Source organism: Streptomyces sp. NRRL WC-3549, from assembly GCF_000721935.1.
GTDB lineage: Bacteria > Actinomycetota > Actinomycetes > Streptomycetales > Streptomycetaceae > Streptomyces.
This window is the reverse complement of record NZ_KL585394.1, coordinates 164,866-165,830: the sequence shown is the minus strand read 5'-3', so window position 1 is coordinate 165,830 and position 965 is coordinate 164,866. Positions and strand designations below refer to the sequence as shown.

Genomic DNA, 965 nt, shown 5'->3' with positions numbered 1-965 from the left:
CATCAGAGATGTGTATAAGAGACAGGGAGCGGGCCGTCGCCGGAGCGCGGCCGGAATTCGACCCTTGTGGGCCACCCCTCCATGCAGCAGCATGCGCATGTCAAACCGGAAGAACTTCGGTCCATGGCATACCTGGAGGGGACCCCACATGAAGAAGCCTCTCGTCGGTGCGTTTCTTTCCGCCCTGCTCCTGTCTCTTATACACGACAGCCCGGACACACCCGAGGTCCGCGCCAAGGCGGTCGGCTTCGCGGGTACGGTCGCGCTCAGCAACTGTTCCGGCTCGGTCGTCCGCGTGCCCTCGTCCCAGCCGGGCGACCCGGCCCTCGTGCTGTCCAACGGCCACTGCCTGGAGACCGGTTTCCCCGGCCCCGGCCAGGTCGTGCTCAACCGCTCTTCGACCCGGAGCTTCACGCTGCTGAACGCGGCGGGCAGCGGCGTCGGGACGCTGCGGGCCTCGAAGATCGCCTACGGGACGATGACGGACACCGACGTCTCGCTCTACCAGCTCACGACGACGTACGCCCAGATCGAGAGCGCCTACGGCATCAAGGCCCTCGAACTCGACTCCGCGCGCCCGGCGAAGGGCACCGCGATCACCGTGGCGTCCGGCTACTGGAAGCGCCTGTACAACTGCTCCGTCGACGGGTTCGCGTACCGCCTCAAGGAGGGCTCCTGGACCTGGAAGGACTCGGTCCGCTACACCTCCGCCTGCCAGACGATCGGCGGCACCTCCGGCTCCCCGGTGATCAACGACGCGACCGGCAAGGTGGTCGCCGTCAACAACACCGGCAACGAGGACGGCCAGCGGTGCACGGACAACAACCCGTGCGAGGTCGACGAGAACGGCGCGGTGACCGTCCGGAAGGGCATCAACTACGCCCAGCAGACGTACGGCATCGTGCCGTGCGTCGCCCCCGGCAACCGGATCGACCTGAACCGCACGGGCTGCGCGCTGCCCAAGC

1 protein-coding gene is annotated in these 965 nt (G+C 67.6%); it reads left to right on the top strand.

From position 1 onward, the window contains the following. Positions 1-148 precede the first annotated feature (148 nt). Positions 149-965, top strand: an 817-nt coding sequence (locus IH13_RS0111450; RefSeq protein ID WP_031083497.1) for a S1 family peptidase, incomplete at its 3' end; no start/stop codon positions are given.